Consider the following 19802-nt stretch of genomic DNA (forward strand, 5'->3'; position numbering starts at 1 on the left):
ACCCGATGAACGCCACCGTCAAGTTCGTTCTGCTGCGGCTGATCGGCCTCGCCGCCGTGCTGCTCGTCGCCTCCTTCCTCGTGTACGGGCTGCTGTACCTGGTGCCCGGCGGACCCATGTCCTTCCTGCTCGGCAACCGGACCGCGACCCCGGAGCAGATCGCCACGGTTCGCGCCCAGTACCACCTGGACGATCCCTTTCTCGTGCGCTACGTCCGCTGGCTCGGCGACGCGTTCGGCGGCGACCTGGGCCGCTCCCTGGTCTACCGGCAGGACGTCACCGCGCTCATCGCCACCCGGATCGCCACCACGCTGTGGCTGGTCTGCTACTCGTCCGTCCTGATCGTGGTCGGCGGACTCGCGGCGGGCAGCCTGGCCGCACTGCGCGGCGGGCGCACCGACGCCCTCGTCAGCGGGGTCTCCTCGCTGTTCCTGGCCACGCCGGTGTTCGTCGTCGGTGTCGTGCTGGTCATCGTGTTCGCCCGGGGGCTCGGCTGGTTCCCGGTGTTCGGCGCCGGTGAGGGCTTCGGCGGCCGACTGCACCACCTCACCCTGCCCGCCCTCACTCTCGCCATCGGTTCGGCCGCGTACCTGGCCCGCATCACCCGCGCCTCCGTGCGCGAGGAGATGGGCCGCGAGCACGTGGACACCGCGCGGAGCCGCGGCCTCTCCGAATCCCGGATCGTGCGCCGCCACGTGCTGCGCAACGCGGCCGTGCCGGTGACCACCGTCGTCGGCCTCACCGTCGCCGGCCTGCTCGCGGGTGCGGTCGTCGTGGAGAACGTGTTCGCGCTCGACGGCATCGGCTCGCTCCTCGTCCGCGCGATCATGCAGCGCGACTTCGCCGTCGTACAGGCCGTCGTCCTGGTCCTGGTCGCCTCCTTCGTCGTCGTCAACCTCGTCGTCGACCTCCTCTACTCCGTCCTCGACCCCCGGATGGCCCGATGACCACCGTGCTCCTCGCGGCCCGCAGAGCGGTGCCGCGCGACCCCCTCGCCAGGGCCGCCGCCCTCCTCCTGGCCGCCGTCGTCTGCCTCACCCTCGCGGCGCCGCTCATCGCGCCCTACGACCCCGACCTGCCGGACCTGTTCAACACCCTCGGCTACGCCGCCCCCGGCCACTGGCTGGGCGGCGACGCCCTGGGCCGCGACGTGCTCTCCCGGCTGATCTGGGGCGCGCGGCCCACCCTCCTCGGACCGGTTCTCGTCATCACCGTGTCCGCGGTCATCGGCACGGCCCTCGCCATCACCGCGGCCTGGTGCGGCGGCTGGGTCGACACCGTCGTCTCCCGTGTCCTCGACGTGCTGTTCGCGGTCCCCGGCATCGTGTTCGCCCTGGTCGCGGTCGCGGTGATGGGACCGGGCCTGACGCCGGTGGTCGTCGGACTGACCGTGGCCTACACCCCGTACGTGGCCCGCGTGGTGCGCAGTGCCGCACTGCGGGAGCGGGCGCTGCCCTACATCGCTGCGGCCTGGGTGCAGGGCCGGCCCGCCCTGACCATCTGCCTGCGCCACCTGCTGCCCAACCTGCGGCCGCTCGTCGTGGCCCAGTCGGTGTCCGCGCTCGGCTACGCCGTGATCGACCTGGCGGCGATCTCCTTTCTCGGCCTGGGAGTTCAGCCGCCGACCGCCGACTGGGGACTGATGGTCAAGTCCGGTCTGGACAGCGCGATGCGCGGGAACGCCATCGAGGCCGTCGCCGCGGGCGCCGCGATCGCCCTCGTGGTGTGCGCGGTCAACCTCCTCGGCGACCGGATGGAGAAGAACCGATGACAAGCCCCCACTCCCCCGCGATCCCCCCGGACTCCGACGACGATCCGCTGCTGGCGCTGCGCGGCTTCGGCCTCGACCTCCCCGACACCGGTACCACCCACGGCCTCCGCCGCGACCGGGCCGGCGCGCGAGAACCAGGACGCCGCGTGATCGTCGACGGGGTCGACCTCGTCCTGCGACGTGGCGAGGCGGTCGGGCTGGTCGGCGAGTCCGGCTCGGGCAAGTCCATGACCGCGCGAGCCGTCATCGGCCTCACCCCGCCCGGGGCCCGCACCCACGGACACATCGTCTTCGACGGCCGACGGGTCGACACGCTGAGCCGTCGCGAACTGCGTGCCCTGCGCGCGCGCCGCATCGCCATGGTCTTCCAGGACCCGCGCGCCCACGTCAATCCCGTCCACAGCATCGGCGACTTCCTGACCGAGGCCCTGGTCACCGAGCGCGGTGTGCCGCGCCGGGAGGCCGAGCGACGGGTGATCGGCCTCCTCGCCGACGTCGGCATCCCCGACGGAGCCCGACGGCTGCGCCAGTACCCGCACGAACTCTCCGGCGGCCTGCTGCAACGCGTCATGATCGCTTCGGTGCTGGCCGCGGAACCCGACCTCGTGCTGGCCGACGAACCCACCACGGCCCTGGACGTCACCGCCCAATCCGACGTCATGGCGATCCTGGACGAGGCCCGCCGCGAGCGCGGTACGGCGCTGCTCCTCATCACCCACGACCTGGAACTGGCCGCGGCCACCTGCGACCGCCTCGCCGTCATGTACGCGGGCCGCACGGTGGAGACCCAGGCCGCGCACGCGTTGACCGAACGCCCTCGGCACCCCTACTCCGCCGGACTGCTCAGGTCCCGGCCCGGCCTCGACGAGCGGGTGCACAGACTGCCCGTGATCCCGGGCCGACCGGTCGCGGCGTTCGAGGCACGCCAGGCGGGCGCGGGCTGCTCGTTCGCACCTCGCTGCCCGCACGCGGCCCCCGCGTGCGAACAGCAGCAGCCGCAGTACCGAGAACTGACGGACGGCGCGCGCGTGGCGTGCCTGCGGGCCGAGGAGGTCGCGGCATGGTGAACGACCGGAAGAACATGACGGTGCCCGCCCCGCGCGAGGCGACGGAGAACGGGACGTCGGCATCGCCGGTCCTGGAGGCCGTCGGGCTGGGCAAGACCTACGGGGACGCCGTCGCGGTGGACGACGTGTCGTTCACACTCGCGGCGGGTGAGTGTCTGGCCGTGGTGGGAGAGTCGGGGTCGGGCAAGACCACGGTCGCCCGGATGCTGCTCGGCCTGGAGAACAGGGACGCGGGCGTACTGACGGTGTGCGGGCGCCCGCGCCCGGCGCGCGGCCGGCTGTCCTCGCGCGAGCGACGCCGACGGGCCCGGGAGATCCAGATCGTCTTCCAGGACCCCTACTCCTCCCTCGACCGGCTGCAGAGCGTCGGTGACGTCGTCGAGACCGCGCTGGCCCTGCACTTCCCGATGGAGGCGGCCGAGCGGCACCGGCGCGTGGTGGAACTCCTCGACTCGGTGGGACTGGCGGAGCGGCACCTGCCGATGCGGCCGGCCCAGCTGTCCGGCGGGCAGCGCCAGCGCGTCGCGCTGGCGCGCGCCCTCGCCGTCGAACCGCGCATCCTCGTCCTGGACGAGGCCGTCGCCGCGCTGGACGTGTCGATCCAGGCACAGATCCTGAACCTGCTGGCGGATGTCCGCGAACAGCGCGACATCTCCTATGTGTTCATCTCCCACGACCTCGCGGTCGTCCACCAGATCAGCGACCGCGCACTGGTCATGTGCGGCGGCCGGGTCGTCGAACAGGGGCCCACGGGCCGCCTGCTGACCGACCCGCGCGAGGAGTACACGCGCCAGTTGCGGGCCGCGGTGCCCGGCCCCGGCTGGCAACCGTCCCGGCGCACCCGACCGGCATGACGATGGGCGAAGGGACGGCCGCTCTCCTCTTTCGGTCGCACACGGTCGCCCGGAATGCCTGACGGGGTCACCGGGTGCAGCACAGCGGCGCTCCGACAGGGGCGCCGTTTGGCGTAGCAGCGCGCGCCGGCGCCGGAGACGCGAACCGCGCCACGTCGTGCAGCGAGCCGTTCAGCATCCGCCGCCCGTTTGCCAGGCCGCGCGGGGAGGGGGCCCTCCCGTGGCCTTCGACGAGGTCGAGCGGGAGAGCCCCCCGTTCGGCCGTCGATCCAGAGCGGAATTCAGGTCGGCCCATCGACTGAACCGATCGATGGACCGCGGCAAGCACATGGCGACCGCTTCCTCCTGGGCCTTGCGAGGCGACGACGTCCCCAATCGGTCGGCGTGATCGATCCATCGCATGTCGAACATTGGTGCAAATAGGGCATTTCATCTTACGTTTTGGATGTGAGCGGCGCCCGTAGCCCCCAAGACGCGAAAGAAGACGACCATGAGTTTCACCCTCCCCACGGACACCCAGTCCCGTCCTGTCGCCGTCATCGGCGCGGGCACTCTGGGCCGGCGGATCGCGATGATGTTCGCTACCCGCGGCGGAACGGTTCGCCTCTTCGACTCCGTGCAGCAGGCCGGTGACAACGCGCTCGCCTACATCAAGGAGCAGCTGCCCCACGTCGCCGCTGGAATCAAGGGAGGTACGCCCGGCACGGTGGTGGCGACCACCGACCTGGACGAGGCGCTGGCGGATGCCTGGCTCGTCGTCGAGGCCATCCCCGAGCGCCTGGACCTGAAGAAGGAGATCTTCGCCGAACTCGACCGCACCGCGGGCACCGACACGATCCTCGCGAGCAACTCCTCGTCGTATCCGACGAGCCAGTTCAGCGGTCAGCTCGATCACCCCGAACGCGTGCTGAACATGCACTTCTACATGCCGCCCGCGATGACCGCGGTCGACCTGATGTCGAGCGGCCACACCGACCGCGGGGTGTTCGATCTACTGCTGCGCGAGCTGCCGCACTACGGCGTCTTCCCCTTCGAGGCCCACCGCGAGAGCACCGGCTTCATCTTCAACCGCATCTGGGCCGCCATCAAGCGCGAAGCCCTCAGCGTCGTCGCCGAGGGCGTCTCGAACCCGGCCGACATCGACGCCATGTGGAAGATCAACATGGGCACGCCCCAGGGGCCGTTCCGCCTCATGGACCAGGTCGGACTCGACGTCGTCCTGGACATCGAGAACCACTACGCGGCGGAGAACCCGCACCTGCCCACCGGGCCCCGCGAGCTGCTGCACCGCTATGTCGACGCCGGACACCTCGGCGTCAAGACCGGCCGCGGCTTCTACACCGACTACACCCCCACAGCCTGACAACCGCCACCCCGGCTCGCCTCGGCCTGGCCCTGACCGCCACGCCCCGGCAATAGCTGGCCACCACCAGAACACACCATCCGCAAGGAGTTTCATCATGACCGAGCGCGTTGCCGACATCATCAGCCCGATCACCGACACCCCGCTGCCCGACCGTGTCTCCCTCGACGAGGCCCGCGCCGCCGGTCGGTTCGGCCACTCCAAGCCGACCATCGACAACAGCATCGTGCTCCTGATCGACCACCAGATCGGCCTGATGGCCAGCTCCCGCGACACCTCCAGCGCGGCCGAACTCAAGAGCAACGTCGTCGGCCTCGCCCGCACCGCCAAGGCCCTCGAACTGCCGGTCCTGATCACCTCGTCCAACGCCCAGTGGCAGAACGGCGACATCCTCCCCGAGATCAAGGAGCTCTTCCCCGAGGTCCCGATCATCCGCCGTACGGGCATCATCAACGCCTACGAGGACCCGACCTTCCGCGCCGCCCTGCTCAAGCTTCTCGAGGAGACGGGCCGCACCCACATCATCCTGGCCGGTGTGACCATCGGGACCTGCACCCTGTTCCCCACGCTGTCCCTGCGCAACGACGGCTACCAGGTCTTCCCCGTCATCGACGCCGCCGGCGCCTGGAACCACTACGAGGCCGACGCGGCACTGGCCCGCATGGTCCAGGCCGGCGCCGAGCCGGTCAGCACCTTCGCCCTGGCCTGCGAGCTCCAGGAGGACTGGAAGAACTCCTACTCCAGCGCCATGCTCGACCCGTTCAAGCAGAACCTGTCCGAGTACGGCTTCGTCCTCGAGAACTTCTGGAACAACGTCGGCGGCCATGTCGTCCCCGACCCGTTCGACGCTGCCTCCTGACACCTCCGTGCATGACAGCGGCCCCGGCACACCGCCGGGGCCGCTGTCATCCGCGCCGATCTGGGGACCACCCGCCGTTGAACACTGTCGTCGGGGAGGACGAGGAAGTCCGGCGCGCCGCACCGATGAGGAATCCGTAGTGATCCCGCAGCCCGGTGAGGCGCCGGTCCCGGGCACGTGGAGCGAGCCTCTCCGACTGCGGCGACCGCACCCCGAAACCGGACGGCACGGTCCACCACGAGCCGAGACGAGAACCCCATGAGCCATCCCACGGAGGCCGTCACCTCCCTCATCACCCACCACGTCAAACCGGACAGCCACGACGCCTACGAGGACTGGCTCGACCGCATCATTCCCGCGGCATCCGAGTACTCCGGCCACCAGGGCATCAACGTCCTCCGCCCGGCCGACAACGATCACCGCTACACCCTCGCCCTGCGCTTCGACACGCACGGCAACCTGATCAACTGGCTCGAGTCCCCCACCCGCGCCGCGCTCATGGACGATGTCGCCCCGCTGCTCTCCCGTGAGGAGGACATCAACGTCCACCACGGCCTCGACTTCTGGTTCCCCGTTCCCAGCACACCTGCGGGCGCTCCCGTTGCCGCGCCCCGCTGGAAGCAGTGGCTGGCCACCGTCGTCGCCCTCTACCCCCTGACCCTCGTGGTCCCCACCGTCGTCTCCCACCTCGGTGACTGGCTCGCCATACCCACCTGGCCCGCCCTGCGCGGCCTGCTGGTCGTCGCCATGAACGTGGCCCTCCTCACCTTCGTGATCATGCCCCGCTGGACCCGCCTGCTGCGCCCGTGGCTCTACCGGCGGCCCACGCACGGCCGCACCAGCAGGAACCAGAAGGGCACCTCGAAGCCATGACGACCGCCGGCCAGGCGGCAGCGTCGGCTTCCGCTCGGCCGATGATCGCGCGGCGAGAGCGGTTGGCCCCGTCGACGGGCGTGTGCCCGGGTGCGGCCCGGCAGACGGGCACCTAGCGTGTGGGCATGCCAGACATCGATCTCGTGCCGCTGCCCGTCGAGCGAGTGGTGGACGTCCTCGGCCTCGGACACAGCGTGTTCGACACATCGCTCAAGCCGTACACGTCCTGGTCCCTGTCAGCGGTCGCGCACCACCTCGACGCGATCGACTCCTCCTGCTGGGCCGCCCTCGACCCGGCCGCGGAAGGCCGGCTCGCCGGATTCGTCCTCGGCTCCATGGGCTTCGACCAGCGCGCCGACTGGGGCAACCTCGAATGGATCGCCACCGACCCCGCCTACCGTGGGCAGGGCCTGGCCCACCGACTGGTCGAGCGGTGCTGCGAGCAGCTCGTGAAGGCAGGCGCCACCGCCGTCGTCACCGACGTCGAATCCCGCAACACCGCGTCGGCCACGCTGATGCGCGGACACGGCTTCAGGGAGGGCGCGACCGTCACCCTCTTCGTACGCGACACACCGCAGGCGGCCACACAGGCCCCGGACCTGCACTGAAATCTTCCAGCGTCATGGATTGCTGCCGCCTACGGCTCGCGTGTCAGGACTGGTAGCCCTCGACCTGGCGGGCCGGTCGCACACGAGCCTCGTCCGGATTCTCACCGAACTCGGCTTTCGCGCGTCGTTGCCGCAGAAGGTCCCAGCACTGGTCGAGAGCCTGTTCCACGGATGCCAGGCGCTCGTGCTCGGTGGCGGTGTCGATGGTGCCGTCCGCGACCGCGGCACGCAGCCGCTTCTCGTCGTCGACCATGGCACTGATCCGATTCAGGATCTCCTGCTGCTCCATGTCCCATGCCTCCGTAGCTGCGTGCCCCCGCTCAACTCTAGAAACCGCGGCCCCCGGTCGCGACCCGACCGTTGGCTCCGCCGCGTCCGTTGTACGAACCTGCAGATCCCTCTCGGGCATCGTGGATCAGACAGCGGACGCGCTCACCGGGGCAACGGTCGGGACGCTTGGTCGGGGTGTCAGTGCGCGGCGGCGAGGCTCTTGCCGGCCTCGCGGGCGGCCTCGTGGGCGTTCGCCTTCAGCTCCGCGCCGAGGTCCTTGAACTGGTCCAGGGCCGGGTTCACGCCGACGAGGGTGAATTCCCGCTCCACCACCGTGACATCGCCGCCCCAGACATCCACGAGGATGCGGCGCAGGTAGTCGGTCATGTGGTCCCAGCCCTCGCGCGGGGTGCCGGCACCGTAGGCGCCGCCGCGCGTGACGAGCAGGACGACCTTCTTGCCCTCCAGAAGCCGGTCGGACGGGTCGCCGCTGGCGATCACCAGGTCGATCCAGGTCTTCAGGTGCTGGGAGACGCCGAAGTTGTAGAAGGGCGAGGCCAGCACGACCTGGGAGGCGTCGGTCAGCTCGGCGCGGAGTTCGGCGGCAAGAGCGACGGCCGCCTTCTGGCCGTCCGTGCGCTGGTCCTCGGGCGCGTAACCGGCGCTGACGGCGTCGGCCCAGGCCTGCGCAGGGAGCGGATTCGTGCCCAGGTGGCGGGTGACGATCGGCTCCTGCGGGTGCTCGGCGGCCCAGGTGTCCACGACGAGGTCGGCAAGCTCCGAGCCGGCGGAGGCGGGGCCGAGGATGCTGGCATCGATACGCAGAAGGCTCATGGGGAACTCCTCAAGACGTGAATTGAATGTTCAATCCAGATGCTGACATCTTTGGATTGAATGTTCAACCCCGGTATGCTCGGCGTCGTGAGCGACGACGACATTCCTTGGCTGACCTGTGAGGAGACCCGAGGCTGGGTCCATCTGGTCGGAGCGCTCATGGCGCTGCCCCCGACGATCGACGCCCAGCTCAAGCGGGACGCGGGTCTCAACTTCTTCGAGTACTCGATCCTCGCCGAGCTCTCCATGAGCCCGGGGCGTACCCGTCAGATGCGCCTGCTCGCGCAGCTTGCGAACGGCTCGCAGTCCCGTCTCTCGCATGCCGTGCAGCGGCTGGAGAAGTTCGGCTGGGTGCAGCGGCGCGCCTGCCCCACCGAGAACCGCGCCGTCGAGGCGGTCCTCACCGACTCCGGCATGGCCAAGGTGGTGGAGACCGCTCCCGGTCACGTGCGCGAGGTACGCAGGACGGTCATCGACGTGCTCAGCCCACAGGAGCTGGAGCAGTTGCAGCAGATCTGCCGCAAGGTGCTCGCGGCCACCAGCCCTCAGACGCTGGACGTCATCGACCACGTCCCGCCGCCGTCCGACGCGCAGTGCGGCTCCCCGGAGGCCTGACCGGCACCTACGGGGGGCCTGCCGTTCCAACGTGAAAAGTGTGGTGCCCCCGGAGCCGGAGTCCGGGGGCACCACACCTTCCCCTGGCTAGGGGAGGGTCCATTTCTGGTTGGGGCCGGTGTGGCAGGTCCACAGGTGGACCGGTGTGCTGTCGTTCCACGTACCGCCGGAAGCATCCAGGCACTTGGCCGACTGCGGATTACGGACCGTGCCGTCCGACTGCGCCACCCACTTCTGCGCACCCGAACCATTGCACCCGTACAACTGCACCTTCGTCCCGTCCGCACTCCCCCCACCAGAGATGTCCAGGCACTTGCCCAATGCCCTCAACGTCTGGTCAGCAGCCACCGTCCACTGCTGCGCACCCGACGTATTACACGTATAGATCTGCACCTGCGTGCCATCCGCGGTCGCCGCACCCCGCACATCCAGACACTTACCATTCACCCCCTTCACCAGCCCCGTACGGGAGGTGGGCGGTGGTGTGTCCGATGTCTTGATGCGCACGTTGCGGAATGCCACGTCGTCATCGGTCCCGTGGTTCTGGAGGCCGATGTATCCCTGCTTCAGGCTGCGGGCGGGATCGGTGTTGGTGAAGTCGTTGATCTTCCGGCCGTTCAGGAAGATCTCCAGCCGCTCGCCGGTGACCCGGAGCTCATACGTGTTCCACTCCCCCGGCGGATTCAGCGCGGCGTCGCGTGCCGCGAGGTCGGCCGACTTGAAGCCGTAGACCGATCCCGTGGTCCGGTCGGCCGAGTCCGTGGCGTCGATCTGGATCTCGTAGCCGTTGTCCACCGCCGACCACGGGTCGTCGGAGGCCGGGAAGCCCACGAACACACCGGAGTTGTCGTCGCCGGCCATCCGCCAGTCCAGCTTGAGGCTGTAGTCGCCGGTGAACTCCTTCGCCTGGTACCAGAGCATGCCCAGGCCGTCGTGCGAGGTCAGGGTCCCGTCGGCCAGGGTGAAGCCGCCCGGTCCCGCCTGCTTCCAGCCGGTGGTGGACGACCCGTTGAACAGCGAGGTGTAGCCGGTCTCCGGCCGGCAGTCCGCCTCGGTCATGCCGGCCGCCCAGCGGATCCCGCCGAGCAGGTGCCGGGTGAACGCGGCGTCCGTGTAGGACTCCTCGGTGTGACCGCCTCCGGTGTAGAAGGCCCGGCCACCTTGGTAGTCCTTGCACCAGGCGATCGGATGGTCGCCCGCCATGCTGCCGCCGGAGTAGCTGGACTCGTCGAGCGAGGCCAGAACATGGGCCGACGTGCGCGGATTGGCACGGTAGTTGTACCACTCGTCGGTGCGCTGCCACGTCGTCGGCAGATGGGCCGTGGCGTCGTGCGCGCGGTCCTCCACCTTGACCGTGGCGGACTGGATCGCCGGATGCGACTGGAACAGCGCCCCGGCGAGACCCTCGTAGAAGGGCCAGTCGTACTCGGTGTCGGCGGCGGCGTGGATGCCCACGTAGCCGCCTCCGCCCTTGATGTAGCCCTCGAACGCGGTCTGCTGGGCGCTGTCGAGTACGTCTCCGGTCGTCGAGAGGAACACGACCGTCTTGTACTGGCCGAGGTTGCTCGTGGTGAAGGCCGCCGCGTTCTCGGTCGCGTCGACGGTGAAGTTATTGGCCGCGCCGAGGGTGCGGAGCGCCGTGATGCCTTCGTCGATCGACGAGTGCCTGAAGCCAGCCGTCTTGGAGAAGACGAGCACTTTGTACGCCGGGTCGGCGGCGGCAAGGGCCTGCTGTTCGGCGGCGGGAGCCGTCTGTTCGGCGGGCTGCGCCACGGCTTGCGGGGTCAGGAGCAGAGCCGAGCCCGCGCACAGGGCGAGCAGTGTCTTCGTTCCGGTCCGGCTGAGGAAACGTGGTCGTGCGGCAGGTCTGGTACGCATGATGGGGTGCACCTCCGTCGCGTTACGGCAGCGTCCAGCGCTGGTTGGCCTCGCCATGGCAGGTCCACAGGTGGACCGGTGTGCTGTCGTTCCACGTACCACCGGAAGCATCCAGGCACTTGGCCGACTGCGGATTACGGACCGTGCCGTCCGACTGCGCCACCCACTTCTGCGCACCCGAACCATTGCACCCGTACAACTGCACCTTCGTCCCGTCCGCACTCCCCCCACCAGACACATCCAGGCACTTGCCCAACGCCCTCAACGTCTGGTCAGCAGAAACCGTCCACTGCTGCGCACCCGACGTATTACACGTATAGATCTGCACCTGCGTGCCGTCCGCGGTCGCCGCACCCCGCACATCCAGGCACTTGCCATTCACCCCCTTCACCAGCCCCGTACGGGAGGTGGTGGTCCCGGTCGTGAAGGAGAACTCGTCGATGTCGAAGAGCGAACCGGAGCCGCCCTTGAAGACGAGGTACAGGTTCGTGGAGGCCGCCGGCTGATTCCTCAGGTCGGCGGTGACGTCCTGGAAGGTCTCCCAGTCGCCGGTCACCGGCACCGTGGCCGTGCCGAGGAGTGTTCCGGTGGCCGAGCCCGCTCGGACCTCGATGGTGCCGCCGACTCCGCCCGAGGACACCCTCGCGGTGAACTTGGTGGCGTTGGCAAGGGCGTAGGGGGTGAAGGAGATCCAGTCGCCGTTCTCGATGTAGCCGACCGTCTTGCCGCCGTGCGCCGGAGTGTGGCTGACGACCTGGACACCTGAGGACGTCGAGTAGTGCTCGCCCTGGCGGTGGCTGGGCTGGACGATGCGCTGGGCGTGGGAGGTCAGCGCGGGCTGGCCGTTCGCGCCCTTGTCGGTGTACTCGGCGTCGACGACGCCGAATATGTTCGCGTTGGGGTCGTGCTCGCCGTCGGCCAGGGTCTGCAGGGTGCCGGAGCAGCCGGTCGTCGAGGTCTGCGGGTGGCCGTGGCTGTCGTGGCCGACGATGAAGGTGACCTTGACCTTCGCGCAGTCGATCGTGCCGTCCTCGGGATCGGTGACCGTCACCTTGAACGGGATGGCGTCGCCGAAGTCGTGAATCGCGCCGTCCAGCGGCAGTTCGACCTTGACCGTCGGCGCCGTGTTTCCGACGGTGATCTGCACCGACGCGGTGGCCGACTTGCCGGTGGAGTCCGTCGCCTTGAGCGTCGCCGTGTACTGGCCGTTCGCGGTGTAGGTGTGCGAGGGGTTGGCCGCCGTGGAGGTTCCGCCGTCGCCGAACGTCCATGCGTACGTGAGGGCGTCGCCGTCGGCGTCGGAGGTGCCGGCGGAGGAGAAGGTGACGGCGAGGGACGCCTTGCCCGAGGTCACGTTCGCTTTCGCCTGGGCCACCGGGGCGTGTCCGCCGGTGACGTGCTCGATGCGGTACAGGGCGGAGTTGGCGTCACCGTTGAAGTAGCCCGTGCCGTAGTCCAGGACGTACAGCGCGCCGTCCGGTCCGAAGGCCATGTCCATGACCTGCGTGCCACTCCAGGGGAAGGCGTTGATGGACTGCACGGTGCCGTCGCCGGCCTGCTCGATGCGCTTGATCCACCGACGGCCGAACTCACCGGCGAAGAAGTCTCCGTCGTAGGCCTCGGGGAACTTCACGTCGGAGGTCGAGGCGGCGTCGTAGCGGTAGACGGGACCGCCCATCGGGGATTCGGAGCCGGAGCCGAATTCGGGCACCGAGCCGCCGTCGTACGGGATCCAGGCCGCCTGCGCCGGAGGCAGGTCGGTGAGTCCGGTGTTGCGGGGAGAGGTGTTCTTCGGCGCGGCGCAGTCGAACGTGGCCCCGGACGTGCTGGTGGCGAAGTCGTAGTCGACGTAGGCGTCGTTCTTGCCGGTGCAGTACGGCCAGCCGAAGTTGCCGGCCTTGGTGATCCGGGCGAACTCGACCTGGCCCGCGGGACCTCGGCCGGCGTTCGCGGTTCCGGCGTCGGGGCCGTAGTCGCCCACGTACACGGTCCCGGTGGCCTTGTCGACGCTCATCCGGAACGGGTTGCGGAAGCCCATCGCGTAGATCTCGGGGCGGGTCTTGGCGGTGCCCGGGGCGAAGAGGTTGCCTGACGGGTTCGCGTACGAGCCGTCCGCGTTGACCTTGATGCGCAGGATCTTGCCGCGGAGGTCGTTGGTGTTGCCGGCGCTGCGCTGGGCGTCGTACGCCGGGTTGCGTGAGGCGCGCTCGTCGATCGGCGTGTAGCCGTCAGAGGCGAACGGGTTGCTGTCGTCGCCCGTGGAGAGGTAGAGGTTGCCGGCTTTGTCGAAGTCGATGTCGCCGCCGACGTGACAGCAGATGCCGCGGGAGGCGGGTACGTCGAGGATCTTCTTCTCGCTGGTCAGGTCGAGGGTGCCGTCGGCCTTGAGGACAAAGCGGGACAGCCGGTTGACGCCGTCGAAGGGGGTGAAGTCCGCGGCGGCGCCGTCCGCCGGGGCGTCACCCGCGGGCGTGCTCAACTTCGGTGCGTAGTACAGGAACACGAAGCGGTTGGAGGAGAAGCCGGGGTCGACACCGATGCCCTGGAGGCCCTCCTCGTCGTGGCTGTAGACATCGAGTTTGCCGGACACCTTGGTGGTGCCGGCGGCGTCCGTCAGCCGCAGCGTTCCGTCGCGTGAGGTGTGCAGGACCGAGCGGTCCGGCAGGACGGCCATGGTCATGGGTTCGCCGGTCTCGGCCACGCCCTTGGCGAGGGTGACCTGCTGGAAGTCCTCTGCCGCAGCGGCCTTCTCGGGTTCCGCGGCGGCCGCGACCGGGGTCAGCGCGCCGACGGCGAGCAGGATGGAGCCGAACAGTGCGAGGAGTCGGTGGCGGGGTCTGTGGCGTTCTGGAGCTCTCGTGGATCCGGGCATGCGTCTGCGCACGGGTGCCTCCCATATGGGGGGTGAAGGCCTGAACAGCCTGAACAGGTCGTGCAGAGGGAGAACTCGGCGCGCGCCGTCGCGCCACTTCGGCCCGGTCCTCTCTGGGAGTTGACCGGTCCATCAGAGGAAGTTAGCGGCCTTGGTCTGCTCCCGGAAGGGCTATGACAGACTCCTGGCGCTCTTTCTCCTCAAGCAGGACAAAGCCGTGGAGGGGCGGTTGGCCTGACCGCTCGACGCTCACGCGTCCGGGTCAGGCAGCACCAGTCGACCGTCGCGCAGCAGCTGCATGAGCTCACGGGCGATGTCCTGGGGCTCGGCGCCCTCGGGGTTCGCCCTGAAGCGGTCGGCGGCGGTTTCCGCGATGAGCACCGCGATGCGCGCGGAGAGCTGTACGGCCATGTCGTCCGGGTCGGTCTCGCCGCGCTCAGCGATGGCCTCCGCTGTCGCACTGCGGTGCTCGGCGAGGGTGTCCCACAGCCGCGCGCGGGCCGCGGGCGCCTCGTCGATGACGTCCCGGGCCATCAGGACGCTCTTGCATTCCTCGGGTGTCATGGTGAGGCGGGCGAGGATGGCCCGGCTGAGAACGGTCGCCACGTCGGCGTCGGCCGGCTGATCGCGCAGGGTGCTGAGGTAGGGGCCGTACCCTTCCTGGAACCCTTCGAGGACGATCATTTCCTTGCTGCCGAAGTGCCGGTAGATCGTGACGGGGCTCAGATCGATGGCGTCGGCGATCGACTCGAGAGTGGTCTGCTCATAGCCGTCGGCGACGAACCGGCGCATCGCCTCGGCCACGATCCGCCGCCGGGTCAGCACGGCCTTCCGCTCTCGCAAACTCATGCCGTCATCTTATGCAACCGTCTTTCATTCAGCGGATGCCCTTGACCCTGAGGATGCACAGCGCGGCAGCCAGGCCCGCCACGACCGTGCCCACGAAGGAGGCCTCGAACCCGCCGATCCTCGTGAGAACGCCGGCGATCGACGGTGCGACCACGAGCGGCAGGCTGTTCGCGGCCTGGAGGATGGCCAGGTCCTGGGCCGCGCGTGAGCGGTCCGGCAGCACGTCGACCATCAGGGCCGCGTCGACGGCGAGGTAGGCCCCGAACGCGATCCCACCCGGCCCGTAGAAGGCGATCAGGGCCCATGGCTGTGCGGTCAGGATCAGCGGGACCGCGCCCGCCGCGATGAGGATCGGCGCGCCGATGACGAAGGGCTTGCGTCCGATCCGGTCCGAGACCGGCCCCGTGAGCAGGGCCGCGGCGACCGACCCGACCGACATCACGAGGGTGCAGACGGCCAGCAGGTCACCGGCCTTCTGCGTGCCGAGCCCGAGGTAGCCGGTGGCCACGAAGAACGCGTACATCACCGTCATGAACAGGGCCAGGGCGAACAGGAAGCGCCCGGTGAACACCCACCAGAACTGGCCGCCCTTGGGGAGTTCGAAGGAGCGCAGGAAGCCGCGGATGCCGCCCGGTGTGCGTGCCTGGCCGAGGCTCGACACGCGCGGCAGGAGGACCACCATCACGAGCGCGGTCAGCAGGAAGACGGCGGGCAGGACGGAGAGGCCCGTCTGTGGCCGCGTGATGTAGGCGGCGGCGAAGAACCCGCCGATGACGCCGCCGATCAGGTTGCCCGCGCCCATGAGTGAGGAGATCAGGCCGAGTCGCCGTGCGTCGACGACGTCGGGTACGACGGCGGTGGACGCGGCGATGCTCGCGTTGAGCGCCATCATGAACGCGATGTAGCCGATGACGACCAGGAACCCCGCGCTGCCGAATCCGGCGAGGGCAAGCCCGGTGGCGCCGAGCAGACCGCTGCCGGCGAGCCACGGGATCCGGCGGCCGAACCGGGAGCGGGTGCGGTCGGACAGTGCCCCGGCGAAGACGATCGCGAGGACGGAGGCGACCGCGCCGAAGGTGGTCAGCGTGGCGTAGAAGCCGATCGGGTCGTCCGGGGCGATGCTCTTCGACGCGGCCTGAAGCAGCGTCGAGACGCCGTGGTTGGCGAGGGACAGGCCGAATGCACCGATGAACAGCCCTGTCCCGACCATGACGTTCTTCTTGGCCGAGGTGGCGGCTGGGGCCGAGGTCGTCGGGGCGACGGGCACCGCTTCGGTCATGACTGGGCTCCTGGTCTCGGCCCGCGGTAGGCGCGGGCGGTGAAGGTTGCGGTGTCCGTGGGCGCGGAGAGGCCGGTCACGGTGATGTGGGCGGTGTCGCCGTCCCGCAGATCGAGGTAGTTCTCGGAGAATCGCGCGCCCGGGTCGTCGCAGGTCACGCGCGCCTGAAAGCTGTAACCGCGTGAGGTCAGCTTCAGTACGCCGCTGCTCTGACCGGTCGCCTCGTAGGTGGTCTCCAGTGTCGATGCGGGCCAGTCGATGTCCTTGATCCGCCCGAACAGCAGGCGGTTGCCGGGCACGGCGCCGTCGGTGCTGGACACCCAGGCGACCCGGTCGGGTCCGCTGCCGATCCGGTCCGCTGGCGCACTCCACACCTTGCGCGAGGTCCCGGCCGGAACGTCGACGGTGACGTGCTCGGCGAGGATCACCGAGCCGTCGAGGCGGAGCACCTCGACGGCGAGCACGCTGCGCACCGGCCGGACACCGCTGCTGGTGATCCAGAGGTCGAGGCCTCCCGACTCGTCCCGTACGAAGGACGCGAGGACGGGCCGGAAGGCGCGGCGCACCGCGTGGTAGGCGGCTTTGGGCCGCAGCGCGTGGTCGATGAGTGACCAGCTCACGCCCGGCCACGGGTCGTTGAGCTGCCAGATCAGGGCGCCGGAGTTGCCGGGCTGACGCCGTCGGTAGTGCTCGATGCCGAACTTCAGGCCCTCCGCCTGTACCGCCATCGTCGCGTCGATGTAGGAGTCGAGGTCCGTGGGCAGACCGGTCTCGGCCGCCAGCAGCAGTTCGGCCTTGCGGACCGGGTTGTCCTTGACGTGTGCGTCGAACGTGGGCGAGTGCAGGGTCAGTTCGTCGGGGCTGATCCACTGCGCGAGGGTGGTCCGCTCGGGGGCGGCGATGATGCCGAACTCGCTGATGAACTTGCCGGTGTCGAACCGGTAGCGGTCGAAGTGCATGGCCTCGCCGCGGTCGGTGTACTCGACCGGCGACGGAGCGCCGACGTCCAGGCCGTGCCAGACCTCCCAGGCGTGCCGGTCGCCGTCGAGCACGCCGTTGACCCCGGCGGGATCGTCCTGTCCCCACGGGCTGCCCGGCCAGTACGGCACGTCGGGGTGGTGTGCGGACACCGCGGCGGGCAGTGTCTCGTGGAAGAAGCGGCTGCCCCATTCGCCGGACGCGAGGTCGCCGTTCCTCAGCTGGTGGATCGCCTGGACCTCGTTGTTGCCGGCCCAGAGCGCGAGGCTGGGCCGGTTGCGCAGGCGTCGGACCTGGTGGACTGCCTCGGCAGCGACCTCCGCGTTCAATTCATCGGCGTTGTCGGGGTAGTCGAGGCAGGAGAACATGAAGTCCTGCCAGACCAGGACGCCCAGTTCGTCGGCCGCGTCGTAGAAGGCGTCGTCGCCGTAGACGCCGCCTCCCCACACGCGGAGCATCGTCATGTTGCCCGTGGCGGCCAGGCGTACGAGTTCGTGCTGCGTCTCGTCCGGCACGCACCCGGGCTGCATCGACGCGGGGACGACGCAGGCGCCGCGCGCGTAGAGCGGAACGCCGTTGAGGACGAAGCGGAACAGCCGTCCGCCGTCCGGGTCCGGCGAGCGGTCCAGCTCGACGGTGCGCACGCCGACGAGTTCGGACCGCCTCGCCACCACCGTGTCCGCGTCGCGGATCTCGACGGTGAGGCGGTAGCGGTCGGGGGTGCCCAGATCGTGGGTCCACCATGGCCTGACATCGGTGACGCTGAACGTCGCGCAGGCCTGCGCGTCGAGCACCGGCTGCTCGGCGACGCATTCGCCGTCCCACAGGATGCGGGCGGTCAGCGGCGCGTCGGTGAGGCGGTCGACCTGGACATCGACCGAGAGGTCCGCGGTGCGGGCCGTCGTGTCGAGAGCCCGGGTGCGGAAGTGGACCTCGTTGAGCGCGGCGCCCCGGTCGTGCACCAGTTCCACCGGTCGCCACAGACCGATCGAGGGCAGGCGCGGCGCGAAGTCCCAGCCCCACGAGTAGGTCGGCTTGCGGCGCTGCACCGACGTCGGTTCGAACCGGTCGCCGGACAGGAGTGCGCTGGGCGGTGAGTCGTCGGGGTCGAGCCCGGCCAGAGGCGGATCGAACCGTACGAGAAGCTCGGCCGGTCTTCCCGCGTGGCGGGTCACGTCGTACTCGGCGGGCCGGAACATGTTGGCGTGCCGTCCCAGTTCATCCCCGTCGAGCCAGACGGTGGCGACCGTGTCGAGGCCGTGCAGCACCAGGCGCAGCCGCTCGCCGGCCCCGGCGTCCGGCAGGTCGACGCGGCAGCGGTACCACCACGACCGCGCCTCGACCCAGCGTGCGGCCTCCTCGTTCCGGTCGCGGTAGGGGTCGGCGAACCGGCCGGCCGCGACGAGCGCGGCGTGCACTCCGCCGGGCACGGGCGCGGGGATCCATCCTTCGTCGGGCAGCGCTCCGAACGGGGCGCTCTCGGCCAGCTCGAAGTCGGTGAGGGGGAAAGGCATCAGGCCTCCTGCGGGTGCGCGGCTCGCGCGCAACGGTGGGCGATTTCGGCGATGCGGATCGCGCGGGCGTCGGCCCCGCCGGGCAGCGGGATGCGGCGGGGGACGTATCCGAACGCGAGGTCGTCGGCGGGGTCGTAGAAGGCGATCGCGCCGCCGGCACCGTCGTGGCCGACCGCCCGTGCGCTGCCGTAGCGCAGGTGATCGGCGCCGGGCAGCTGAAACGCGAGGCCGTAGCGGAAGTAGCGGCCGGTGGTCAGGTCGTCGCCGGCCACCTGAAGCTGACTCACTTGAGCCAGCGCGTCCGGGCCCGCCACTTTCGGTAGGGCGGCGTACATCGCGGCCAGGCCGCGGGCCGAGGCCACCGCCGCGGCGGCGGGCGCCCCCGCGCGTTGCAGGTCGCGGTGGTTGGCGCGTTCCCAGAGCGGCACCGGGAAGTCGTCGGCCGCGGACCAGCCGCGGTCGCGGCGCGCGGCGAGCAGTTGGGCCAGCGGCGCCAGTTCCTCGGCGTCGGGCGCGTCGACGGCCACCGTTCGTCCGTCGAGCGAGGCGTCCGTGCCGAGATGCACGTCGACCGTGTGGGGACCCGTGATGTCCTGCGCGAACACGTCGGCGAGGGTGCGGCCGGTGCACCGCCGCACGATCTCGTCGGCAAGGGTGCCGATGGTGAGCCAGTGATAGCCGAAGCCGGCGCCGGGCCGCCAGAGCGGTCGCTGCGCGGCGAGCCGGACGGCCAGCGGCTCGTGGCGGAGGAAGTCCGCGTCCCGCAGGCCGCCGTCGACGGTCACGAGTCCGGCCTGATGACTGAGCACCTGCCCGACGGTGATCGCACTCTTCCCGGCCGCGGCGAACTCAGGCCAGTAGTCGGCGACCGGACGCTCGGCGTCGAGGTGCCCGCCGTTCAGTAGGTGAGCGACGACGACGCCGATGGCTCCTTTGCCCGCCGAGAACACCGGCAGCAGGTTGTCGGGTTCGAGGCCCGTCGAAAGGTCGACAACGGTTCGACCGTGGTGGCGAATCGCGAGCTGCGCCTGGAAATCGTCGTCTGCCGCCAACTGTTCGAAGGCATCCACCACTTCGGTGAACCGTGGATCCCTTGTGCCGTGCCGCGTCATCGCGTGCTCCCCTCACCAGGTCGATGCGGCGATGGTGGCACAAATGTAAGTCACTAACAATTGTTAGACTCTAACGTTTTCTGTAGACAGGCGGGCCCGACACCCTGCGGGGAGTTGCACACGGGGGCGCCCGACCTCGAAGCGCCGCGGCACCGCATGGCGACCTGGCCGATCGAGGCCCCGGGAGCGCGCCACGGACGGAGGAA

General features: G+C 69.8%; 17 protein-coding genes. 9 read left to right on the plus strand and 8 right to left on the minus strand.

Annotated elements, in window-relative coordinates; translation table 11 throughout:
* Nucleotides 1–5 precede the first annotated feature (5 nt).
* The 8 genes from K377_RS17390 (at nt 6) to K377_RS17425 (ending at nt 7395) form a co-directional block, all read left to right on the plus strand.
* The gene (locus K377_RS17390) at nt 6–947 is read left to right on the plus strand and encodes an ABC transporter permease (RefSeq protein WP_111664296.1); all 942 of its coding nucleotides are present in this window, start codon (nt 6–8) and stop codon (nt 945–947) included.
* Entirely contained in the window at nt 944–1771 is an 828-nt protein-coding gene (locus tag K377_RS17395; RefSeq protein ID WP_111664297.1) for an ABC transporter permease, read from the plus strand. Before K377_RS17390 ends, K377_RS17395 begins: the two co-directional genes overlap by 4 nt.
* Nucleotides 1768–2838, plus strand: coding sequence for an ABC transporter ATP-binding protein (locus tag K377_RS17400; protein ID WP_111664298.1), 1071 nt, complete (start codon nt 1768–1770; stop codon nt 2836–2838). The genes K377_RS17395 and K377_RS17400 overlap by 4 nt, the downstream gene beginning before the upstream one ends.
* The gene (locus K377_RS17405; protein ID WP_237551768.1) at nt 2832–3692 is read left to right on the plus strand and encodes an ABC transporter ATP-binding protein; all 861 of its coding nucleotides are present in this window, start codon (nt 2832–2834) and stop codon (nt 3690–3692) included. The genes K377_RS17400 and K377_RS17405 overlap by 7 nt, the downstream gene beginning before the upstream one ends.
* Before the next feature lie 490 nt (nt 3693–4182).
* On the plus strand, nt 4183–5055 hold the full coding sequence (locus K377_RS17410; RefSeq protein WP_111664299.1) for a 3-hydroxyacyl-CoA dehydrogenase family protein: 873 nt from the start codon (nt 4183–4185) through the stop codon (nt 5053–5055).
* 97 nt (nt 5056–5152) lie between these two features.
* Nucleotides 5153–5914, plus strand: a complete 762-nt coding sequence (locus K377_RS17415) for an isochorismatase family protein (protein ID WP_111664300.1) — start codon at nt 5153–5155, stop codon at nt 5912–5914.
* 258 nt (nt 5915–6172) lie between these two features.
* Nucleotides 6173–6787, plus strand: coding sequence for an antibiotic biosynthesis monooxygenase (locus K377_RS17420; protein ID WP_111664301.1), 615 nt, complete (start codon nt 6173–6175; stop codon nt 6785–6787).
* A 125-nt stretch (nt 6788–6912) separates the two neighbouring features.
* A complete protein-coding gene (locus K377_RS17425; protein ID WP_111664302.1) occupies nt 6913–7395 on the plus strand; it encodes an N-acetyltransferase in 483 nt (160 codons plus the stop codon).
* A gap of 43 nt (nt 7396–7438) precedes the next feature.
* Here the strand turns inward: K377_RS17425 and K377_RS17430 are convergent, their stop codons facing one another.
* Complete coding sequence (locus K377_RS17430; RefSeq protein ID WP_111664303.1) at nt 7439–7684, minus strand: DUF2630 family protein; 246 nt, start codon at nt 7682–7684, stop codon at nt 7439–7441.
* 179 nt (nt 7685–7863) lie between these two features.
* Entirely contained in the window at nt 7864–8499 is a 636-nt protein-coding gene (locus tag K377_RS17435; protein WP_111664304.1) for an FMN-dependent NADH-azoreductase, read from the minus strand.
* Between the two features lie 87 nt (nt 8500–8586).
* Here K377_RS17435 and K377_RS17440 point away from each other — a divergent pair, with 87 nt between their 5' ends.
* Entirely contained in the window at nt 8587–9114 is a 528-nt protein-coding gene (locus K377_RS17440; RefSeq protein WP_181512594.1) for a MarR family winged helix-turn-helix transcriptional regulator, read from the plus strand.
* An 87-nt stretch (nt 9115–9201) separates the two neighbouring features.
* Here K377_RS17440 and K377_RS17445 read toward each other — a convergent pair whose 3' ends face one another.
* From K377_RS17445 to K377_RS17470, 6 genes are all read right to left on the minus strand, one after another.
* Nucleotides 9202–10992, minus strand: coding sequence for a ThuA domain-containing protein (locus tag K377_RS17445; RefSeq protein ID WP_111664305.1), 1791 nt, complete (start codon nt 10990–10992; stop codon nt 9202–9204).
* Nucleotides 10993–11014: 22 nt separating this feature from the next.
* Entirely contained in the window at nt 11015–13864 is a 2850-nt protein-coding gene (locus tag K377_RS17450; protein ID WP_111664306.1) for a PQQ-dependent sugar dehydrogenase, read from the minus strand.
* Nucleotides 13865–14113: 249 nt separating this feature from the next.
* Complete coding sequence (locus K377_RS17455) at nt 14114–14713, minus strand: TetR/AcrR family transcriptional regulator (RefSeq protein WP_111664307.1); 600 nt, start codon at nt 14711–14713, stop codon at nt 14114–14116.
* A 28-nt stretch (nt 14714–14741) separates the two neighbouring features.
* A complete protein-coding gene (locus tag K377_RS41675) occupies nt 14742–15992 on the minus strand; it encodes an MFS transporter (protein WP_161195130.1) in 1251 nt (416 codons plus the stop codon).
* Nucleotides 15989–18484, minus strand: coding sequence for a glycoside hydrolase family 2 protein (locus tag K377_RS17465; protein ID WP_111664308.1), 2496 nt, complete (start codon nt 18482–18484; stop codon nt 15989–15991). Before K377_RS17465 ends, K377_RS41675 begins: the two co-directional genes overlap by 4 nt.
* Nucleotides 18484–19557, minus strand: coding sequence for a serine hydrolase domain-containing protein (locus K377_RS17470; RefSeq protein WP_161195131.1), 1074 nt, complete (start codon nt 19555–19557; stop codon nt 18484–18486). The genes K377_RS17465 and K377_RS17470 overlap by 1 nt, the downstream gene beginning before the upstream one ends.
* Between the last annotated feature and the right edge of the window lie 245 nt (nt 19558–19802).

This window comes from Streptomyces sp. PsTaAH-137, assembly GCF_003259365.1.
Taxonomy (GTDB): domain Bacteria; phylum Actinomycetota; class Actinomycetes; order Streptomycetales; family Streptomycetaceae; genus Streptomyces.